The sequence below is a fragment of the Proteiniborus sp. genome (assembly GCF_040308045.1).
Lineage (GTDB): Bacteria > Bacillota > Clostridia > Tissierellales > Proteiniboraceae > Proteiniborus.
This window is the reverse complement of record NZ_JAWRHZ010000044.1, coordinates 1-8,233: the sequence shown is the minus strand read 5'-3', so window position 1 is coordinate 8,233 and position 8,233 is coordinate 1. Positions and strand designations below refer to the sequence as shown.

Annotated in this window: 11 protein-coding genes and 1 pseudogene; 1 reads left to right on the top strand and 11 read right to left on the bottom strand. The window is 30.7% G+C overall.

From position 1 onward, the window contains the following. Positions 1–256: 256 nt before the first annotated feature. From ABV008_RS09355 to ABV008_RS09340, 4 genes and pseudogenes are all read right to left on the bottom strand, one after another. A pseudogene (locus ABV008_RS09355) lies at positions 257–382 on the bottom strand (hypothetical protein); the annotation flags it as partial. A 352-nt stretch (positions 383–734) separates the two neighbouring features. Then, positions 735–1,301 (bottom strand): PIN domain-containing protein, encoded by a 567-nt coding sequence (locus ABV008_RS09350; RefSeq protein WP_138205136.1) that lies wholly within the window; start codon positions 1,299–1,301, stop codon positions 735–737. Between the two features lies 1 nt (position 1,302). Next, positions 1,303–2,094: an ImmA/IrrE family metallo-endopeptidase gene (locus tag ABV008_RS09345; RefSeq protein ID WP_502929769.1), complete on the bottom strand. Its 792-nt coding sequence runs from the start codon at positions 2,092–2,094 to the stop codon at positions 1,303–1,305. A 2-nt stretch (positions 2,095–2,096) separates the two neighbouring features. Further along, positions 2,097–2,486: a helix-turn-helix domain-containing protein gene (locus ABV008_RS09340; RefSeq protein WP_262429062.1), complete on the bottom strand. Its 390-nt coding sequence runs from the start codon at positions 2,484–2,486 to the stop codon at positions 2,097–2,099. Positions 2,487–2,690: 204 nt separating this feature from the next. Here ABV008_RS09340 and ABV008_RS09335 point away from each other — a divergent pair, with 204 nt between their 5' ends. Next, complete coding sequence (locus ABV008_RS09335) at positions 2,691–2,993, top strand: hypothetical protein (RefSeq protein WP_352419554.1); 303 nt, start codon at positions 2,691–2,693, stop codon at positions 2,991–2,993. Between the two features lie 327 nt (positions 2,994–3,320). Here ABV008_RS09335 and ABV008_RS09330 read toward each other — a convergent pair whose 3' ends face one another. From ABV008_RS09330 to ABV008_RS09300, 7 genes are read right to left on the bottom strand one after another with little or no spacing between them, the layout of a single operon-like run. Beyond that, positions 3,321–3,842 (bottom strand): DNA-deoxyinosine glycosylase, encoded by a 522-nt coding sequence (locus ABV008_RS09330; protein WP_352419553.1) that lies wholly within the window; start codon positions 3,840–3,842, stop codon positions 3,321–3,323. 29 nt (positions 3,843–3,871) lie between these two features. Continuing rightward, positions 3,872–4,453 (bottom strand): DUF7686 domain-containing protein, encoded by a 582-nt coding sequence (locus ABV008_RS09325; RefSeq protein ID WP_052221624.1) that lies wholly within the window; start codon positions 4,451–4,453, stop codon positions 3,872–3,874. Between the two features lie 26 nt (positions 4,454–4,479). Further along, complete coding sequence (locus tag ABV008_RS09320) at positions 4,480–5,448, bottom strand: hypothetical protein (protein WP_352419552.1); 969 nt, start codon at positions 5,446–5,448, stop codon at positions 4,480–4,482. A 41-nt stretch (positions 5,449–5,489) separates the two neighbouring features. Continuing rightward, positions 5,490–5,759, bottom strand: a complete 270-nt coding sequence (locus ABV008_RS09315; RefSeq protein WP_352419551.1) for a hypothetical protein — start codon at positions 5,757–5,759, stop codon at positions 5,490–5,492. Positions 5,760–5,813: 54 nt separating this feature from the next. After that, positions 5,814–6,254 (bottom strand): DUF3908 family protein, encoded by a 441-nt coding sequence (locus tag ABV008_RS09310; protein ID WP_352419550.1) that lies wholly within the window; start codon positions 6,252–6,254, stop codon positions 5,814–5,816. A gap of 25 nt (positions 6,255–6,279) precedes the next feature. Next, the gene (locus ABV008_RS09305; protein ID WP_352419549.1) at positions 6,280–7,305 is read right to left on the bottom strand and encodes a toll/interleukin-1 receptor domain-containing protein; all 1,026 of its coding nucleotides are present in this window, start codon (positions 7,303–7,305) and stop codon (positions 6,280–6,282) included. Positions 7,306–7,340: 35 nt separating this feature from the next. Continuing rightward, the gene (locus ABV008_RS09300) at positions 7,341–8,009 is read right to left on the bottom strand and encodes a hypothetical protein (protein ID WP_352419548.1); all 669 of its coding nucleotides are present in this window, start codon (positions 8,007–8,009) and stop codon (positions 7,341–7,343) included. Positions 8,010–8,233: the final 224 nt, after the last annotated feature.

Sequence of the window (8,233 nt, the reverse complement as noted above, 5' to 3'; positions counted from 1 at the left end):
AGATATTTCCCACCACCATTAAACTTCCAGAATTCTTCTATTTCAAGTCTATCAATAGCCTTTCTGATTGTCTTTGTAGATGACTTTAATATATCTGATATTTCTCGGATTGATAGTCCTGACTGGGTAAGTTCTATCAACTTCTGATCCCACAGTTCCTGATAAGCATCAATATTGTTTTCATCTTCATTAAATCGTTTGAATAACTTTTTTCTTTTTCTACTATACAGTTCTCATGGGATGGATTAATAAATTTCTATCTATTCCCTGCCCTTATGAGTTCCGTGCTGTTATAAAGGGGTATCTTATGTTTTAAACATACAAACACCCCTGTAACTTGATGACTTCTGTGCCAATATGGCTCTCCAAATCTTTCTATGTCCTCTTTAAAACACTATGGTTTAAAGGAATGATAGCAGACTTAAATGACATCCCTTGAAATATTTTATTAAAAAACATCCCCCGATAAAACTCTACTGTCGAAAAGTTGCCCTCACGTCCATCACCCCTAACCTTGATTTCGTCGTCTAAATTTTCTTTCAAAAAAATAAAAAGCACATTCTCCTTTAATAATGCCAGAATAAACCCGACCGTATAAAGAGAATATGCTCTCCGTCTGTGTCACTAATGCTATTGTAGCGAATATACAGAAGAAAACTATTATATTGTAACAATTACCATTTTCATCCGACCTAATTCCTTTAACCCATATCCCTTATTACATATACCTTCCCCTATATGCCCAAATATTTTTTCCAACCATTTCTCTCAAATCTTATAAAGGCCTTTCCATATTGGTCTTCAAAGGTATCCCCAGTCGGACGAGTTAAATTATCATTAATTTGATTAAAAATATCTTCTGCCTCACTTTTTGTAATCTCGCCAAAATACACACATAAAGCCAAAATATTATTGTGTGTCAGGGTAATGAACTCATCTAGCCACTTAAATTCAGTATAATTATCTGATATTATTATTGGAATTCTCAACGCCTGAGCATATCCTGCACATTCACTTTCTCCTGGACCGATTACCTTTTTCTTATCTTCAATAATACCTCTTGCAAGTATATTTACAGATATATCTTTCTTCCTATCTACTACCTTAAATATGCTCCCATCTTTATGAATGGCTTGATTAATTACACCATAACCCTTTCCTGCATTTTTCTTTATTTCAATATCATACACAAATTGTGGAATGATGATTTCCTCAAATAAAAGTTCTAAAACATCCAATCTGTTAACTCTGGCTAAATTAATTAAAATATCTGCATCAGAAATGGCTCCTACGTACCTCATTCTAATAATCCTCTTCTAGGGGATACTCATATCCGAATTGCTCTGGAGTCAGTCCGACAAATTCAAGACTATTTTTCATGTTCTTATATGAAATATTCCCTCTTTCGTAATTACCCTTTACAAATTCTATATATTCTGTAGGTACATACGTTTCTTTTGATGGAATTATCAGTTCAATGCTATAGCCTTCCCGCTTGGTTAGAGATTGGAGTTGCTCCATGTTTTCCAGTGAGCAGATATCTACAAGTTCCTCATATTTGTTAATAGAGCATAAATCAAGTTGGATAAGTCTTTTTAACATAACCTTATAACTTACTTTAAAATAATTGTGCATTCTAATGATATGCCTTGGTAAAATACTGTCTTTATCTACATTAACAATTTTATAAAATACTTCTTTTACATAGTCTTCAGGCATTAAAAATTCAGAAGCAAATACATTTGCTTTCATATCTTCTGCTTTATGCTTTTCATCATCTAAAAGAATCTTTTCTTTTTTCAGGATAACGGCATTATAAATAAGATGATATAATTCATGGGCACCAGTATAACGTTCATGTCCCAAAGTAAAATTACTATTTAAATAGACAATAAACTGTTCCTCAAAATAAGTGCTAAATCCTGATAATTCATCTGTATCCAATGGTTTTCTTACTAAAAATGCAGCCTCCGATAGAATGTCAAATATATCGGAAAGCCCTTTTCTAGCAAACTTTATTCTCGTTTCTTCTGCTAAGTCTTTAATTTGCAGTCTGAAAGATTCTTCTGGGAGATTCAAATTATTCTTTGGCAATCTTAACACTCCTCCCATAGTGGCTTTCTCTCTTGTGGTTTAAACTCCCCAGCATATATTTTCTTTTGATAAATAAACACCTTTACCATATCCTGAAGTTTTTCTACTTCTTTAATCGTTTTCTCTGAAAAGTTTTTCTTCCTGAATAATGTAACTAAATCATCATCTTCATCATCTTCAAAAAGGATGTTTATATCTATATTCAGAACTTTGCATAGAGCATTTAACTCCACAGCCGATACAGTCCTGTTGCCGTTTTCTATTTTGCTTAATGTTTCTCTGCTCATATTAACATCTCTTTCAACAAGTCGTTCTACTACTTCAATCTGACTTAATCCCCTTGCTTCTCTAATAGCCTTTATTTTTAATCCAATAGGAATATCCTTTGCCATCTTTAAACCCTCCTTTGTAATATTATATTACATTATTGTTTGTCATGTGTCAATATTATATCCATTTATGTAACATTTTATTACTATAATTTTGAGTTATACCCGTAAATTATTTTATTAATTTTAAAACTTTTATCTCAAATAATTTGATTTCTCGTGTACCTATGGCTATAATGCTTCAAATTTCGTGAAGGAGTGGTCATTATGATAAATCTAGAAGTTTTGAGATTGGAACTAAATTACCTGCAACAGGTTGTGAATAGGACATTAGGAAATATGGATGCGTGGAAATTAGGTAAAGCAATCACAGTATTAGTCACTTGTTTTCTTAATCCTACTACTTATGATTCCTTATCCTTATCCCTATCCCATCTCCAAGCAGTTGAGCAGTATCTAAATCAAATTCAGCAGGAAGTAGAACCTTGTGAGTACAAACTTCTACTGAACAATATTTCTACCATAAGGATTTTTTTAGAGAAAATAAATTTCGAGATATCCAAATGCTAATAAAACAAGGCTTTGTAGGACATGCAACCTTATCCCCAAAGCCTTTTCAATATTAGTTAAAACTACCTGTTTGCTCTTGATTTCACCAATCAAAGTATACCGAAAGTCATCATTGTATGCAATAATAAAATCCCTTATTCATACTATAACATCTTCCTTTCTATATATTGCCATACCTTTTATATTATATGGATTTAATATCACTAAATCAAATTAAAGTTAATCTTCGTAATTCCCTCTATAACTATACTTAACCCTTATTCCTTATGATAATATATGCTCTTTTACAGCAACCAAGATTCTTGATTCCAGACCAAGGTTCTATTACTATAAATGCTTACTGGCTATTATCAATGAATCTAAATACGATAAAATAACCTTCCACTGTTCTAACTTATCTTTGAATCGTATTGCATTTGCAGGGCTGGTAGACGGTAGTCTATAAAATAATAAACCTTCTTTAAAACACATTTTCCCTATTACCAACTTTATAAATAATTCCTCTGCTTTACTCCCATTAAAAAATACTGTTTTTATGCCAGGATACTGGTTGAAAAAGGTTTCAAAATCATTAGAAACAGGATTAATTATTTTTGAATCACTACTTCCTTCTCTATCACAACTTTTCAACACATCCCAAATAGCAATGTGTTGGTTCAATAAGAATGTCTTCCTATTCTCATAATCTTCTTCAACTTCTTTATTAAAAAGCCCATATATTATCTTCCAAAACTGATTTCGCTTATTTCCATAATATTGTTGTTTTTCAAGGGACATTACACTAGGCATAGTCCCCAAAATTAGTATTTTACAATTTTTATCAATAATTGGTTCAAAAGATGTAGTCATTTTTCCCCCCTCAAATCAAATACTATAATTTATTCTGTAGGTTCTATAATTTCTAATTTAAAATTCCATCCTTCGCAGGACATCATCATTCTACCGATTTCTTCTAGGCTATATTCCTGTCCATCAATAATAAATTTTGGTGTTCTATCGTCGTATCTATCATCCCATTCAATACGCCCTTCTACTAGATTGTCTTTAAAAGAGATAAGTTCATGTCCTTGGAATACTTCTCTTTTTATGAACTTTTGTGATAATCCTTTCCTTATCTTTTTATAAAGCCTTCTCAAGGCATCATTTGAATCTTCTTCAAAATCCTGATGTACCTCAAAGGAATACCCTATTTTATCTACTCCTGTAAACTCTACTGCCTTCCAACAAATACCTGTTGGATGAATCTTCTTTCCTACTTGAAAGTAGTGGTCTATACCATCACAATCTTTAAAGGTTGCTTCTTTTTCAAAATCCTTATAGTCTTCGACTCCAAGCATATCTGCCGTATACCTATTGTAGCAATCTTCGCATATCAATTGAGATGGCTCATCTTCTTTTATAGTTAAAACTACCATGCCATACCCGCTAGAGTCTTTGCCGCACCATTGACACCTTTCCATAGACCTTCTCCTTAGTTATTAATTCTTTAGTCCTTTAATTTAAAAACTGCAATATAATCGCTTTTAAATCTTTCTTTGTCTTTTTCAGAAACCTTCATAAAACATTTATCTTTACCTTTTTCATAAGAAACGTGAGGACTTAAAAGTGAATCATTTTGTCTTGAATAATGTACTAAACGGTTGCTTATATAATTTAAAGGTGAATATCCTTTCTTGCTCTCAGTATTCATGAAGGCTGAATTTAATCGTTCCAGCAAATCTTTCTCATTATCTTTTATATAATCATAGAAGTCCAGAACCGTAAATTCATTTAGTTCCATTTTATTTATTACTAATTCTATTTCTTCATTTGAAATTTGTATTTTAACATCCTTATTCTCGTTTTTTCCATACATAAATGCTTCATATCTTTTAAACAAATTACCTTCAATTATCTTTCTATCACTTCCACAAGCCCAATAATCAATGCTGCTGATTTTCCACGGATAATACTCATTCCTTCTTTTTAAATGGTCTAAAACGGTATTTCCTAAATCTGCCTTGCTCTTTTCAATAGAAACAAATACAATCGGGATATCTTTACTTATGGCATATTGTTTTACATCATGCCAATTATGCTTATACTTATTTCCACCATTTGTATAATTAAGCATAACTAATAGTCCAAAACTAATCCCGTCATAATCTTCTGTATTCCCGATATAAGAAGCAATTGAATCTATCTTCTCTAAATATTTAGATACTAACGTTTCAACCTCAACTACTATAAATGGTTTATCACCTTTGCATAATAGGATATCTGCATTCTTTTGCCCTTTTCTTCCCTTACCTACAAAAGGTGAAGGGACACCATCCAACACAGAATGGTCAGAGGACTTTTTAATCCATTCGCTTGACAAAAATCCAATAATAGAACTATGGGAATTGCCGTACATACTAGTGATAATATCCCAATTAAATTCCTTAATAATGTTTTCTATAAAAAGAGAATTCATATATTATCATCCTTGTCCTTATTATATTTAGTAATAACTATTTATTTCATGGCTTCTTCTATATAATAAAGTATTTTACTCAATAAATAGTCTGCTGTGATACCTTTTCCTATGTAGTCTGGCTCCGTTGCAATTGTTATGATTTTAGCCTGACGAATCAAATGATAAAAGACTTCTTTCTTATTGGGATTGATATACTTGGCGGTGCGAAAAAAATCCAAATCAATATCTAATATGTAACTTGAGTGATAATCTATAGGAATCTCATTAAGACAAATAGATAAATCATCGATATTAGAATACTGAAGCATATCAATAGCCATTTATTTGGCTTTATCAAAGTTATCTGCTTATTTTCAACACTACTATATATTTGCTAAGTATTTTGCCATATTGCATATTGCTTCATCAAGTTTGTATTTCCAATGCTCATTAGTATCCTCTTTACTGTTAAATTTAATCTCTTCTAACTTTTCTTCAAAAAGTAATGTCAATTTATAGTCGCCATAATCATCTAAAGGAGATTCATAAGAAACTCTATTAATTTTTTCTATATTAAAAAACTCCATAACTATTTGTTTATCCTCATTAATCCAGACTTTAATAAATTTGTTGTTCTTTAATACAAAATATAACTGTAAGGTTTGTTCATCAACAAATAAGTATTTTGGGTAAAAATATAATATATCTTTCTCGTCAATTATTTGTGAAACTTTTTCGAACATACTTGCATATTTGCGGTCAGTATTATTGTTGCAATAGTTACTATAAAAGTAATCCTTAATTTCTTTAAAATCTAACCTCATCAAAAATCCTCCTCTTTATTATAGGTTAGTAGCCTAAATATTGAACAATATTTTTCCATATTCCAACAGCAATCCCATATGCATCACCTGCATTATTTTCTGCCATAAAATTCATTGTCATTTTTAATTTTAAATCTTTATTTTTGGTTGCTTCGCATTCAATCACATTATTAAATGAGTTATCACTATCAATGCTAAGCCTCCCATATGACAGATATATATTTTGACTTGTACCACCAAGCAAATTCCCCATCCATATTTTAATCGCATACTTTTCCATACCGTTTATATAGAATCTTATAATGGCCTTTTGATTGTGTATAATATCTTTTTCATAATCAAAATTATTATTTTTTCGTTTGGTCTGCTCCGCAAAGTCAGATAAGTGGGATAATATTTCAGCATAACTTTGTTTCATAAATTTATTTTTATCCAAATCCGTTATTTCTTTAAAATTGGGAATTATATTAATGTTTTCACTTTCTTCCCTATCATAAATAATTTTCTTTGACTCTAATTTAGGTTTGGCTCCTACTTTTGGGACTTCAATTACATCTACCTGATAAATCCTATGCAGTAATTCATCAAACTTAATATCAAATTGGTCATCATGTGAAAAATCAATAAAATGAAACCCTTCCAGATAAAATGGGACGGCTTTTCTATAGTCTCCCTTATGCCTCATTATTAAGATTATTTTATCTAGATTATCTTTTATATATTGTATTAACAAGTTCGTTTCATAGCCAACTCCACCCTGGAAAATATCTGCTTTATTAGCATAGTTCTCAGTAAGAATGAGTAAGATATTATCACTATTTTTTATCTTTTCTACCATCATTCTATTCAGGTTAACAGTCCTACTTTGTGTTTCAAATTTATCAATCGTTGCAGCAACACCATTTTCTCTTAATTTAGTCGCTAAAACTGTTACCCAGTCTTCGTGTTTCTCATTATCCCAACTATAACTGATAAATACTGAAGGATGTTCTTTTGACATTTTTATCTCCTTTCTTATTGTCAGTGATATTTTTATCCTTTCAATTGACAAAAAAACAATAACAATAATTGCTATTATTCAAATCATTAAATACCCTCTAACCATTTTAATATATACTCAGGGCTTTGCTTTAAAACATACATTCGCTTATAATTATCTTTATTTTCTAGTATATTTTCTTTTATAAGAATTTTAATAACACTATAGACAAGCGTCTTTGGAGACTTTTTATAATTTGTTTCTTGAATAATTTTATCATTCAATAACGAAGATATCGTAGATGTCTTTATGTAATCCTTATTATATCTAACAAATTGGTCTATGATAGTTCGAACAATTTCTTCAAATATGTGTATTGGAATTATATTAGGATAACTACTGCTCCCATCAGGTCTTGCCGTTTCAATTCTTATGTTTTCATTTTCCTTCTTCCACGTTGTTCTATCTGCTACATCTTTTATGTCTTTTTCATTCTCCTCTTCAATTTCTTCGTTATCTTCTTCCTGATTATTATTAATTATGTAACCTCCAAACATTTCTTTGTAAGAGCCCTTTAAATTTGCGAGTTCATTCATATGGCTTTTAACTTTTTCAAATATTTGCAATGCATTTTGTATTTCTTCAACTTGACCATTTTTACTACAATCAGGTATATACTCTTGAAGGATTTTATTTTTTAGATTTTCTAAACTATCTTCTAACAAGTCGTATGAAGCGCTTATGTCCTCAATTTCCTTTTTAAAAACTATATTCATGCTTATCCCCCCCCGATATTTTTTTGTAAATATAACTGACCTGCTCACATCTTTAAAGTCCTTTAATATTAAAATGTAATTTCTACCTATTACTACTAACTCACCCTAATACCTCAGATAATCTAAATACTTGCCATATTCCTCTAACCTGTCCCTAATCAACTCATCATTTGGGTCAAGCCTCATCGCATAATTAAAATAAGCCCTTGCCTTTTTAAAATCTT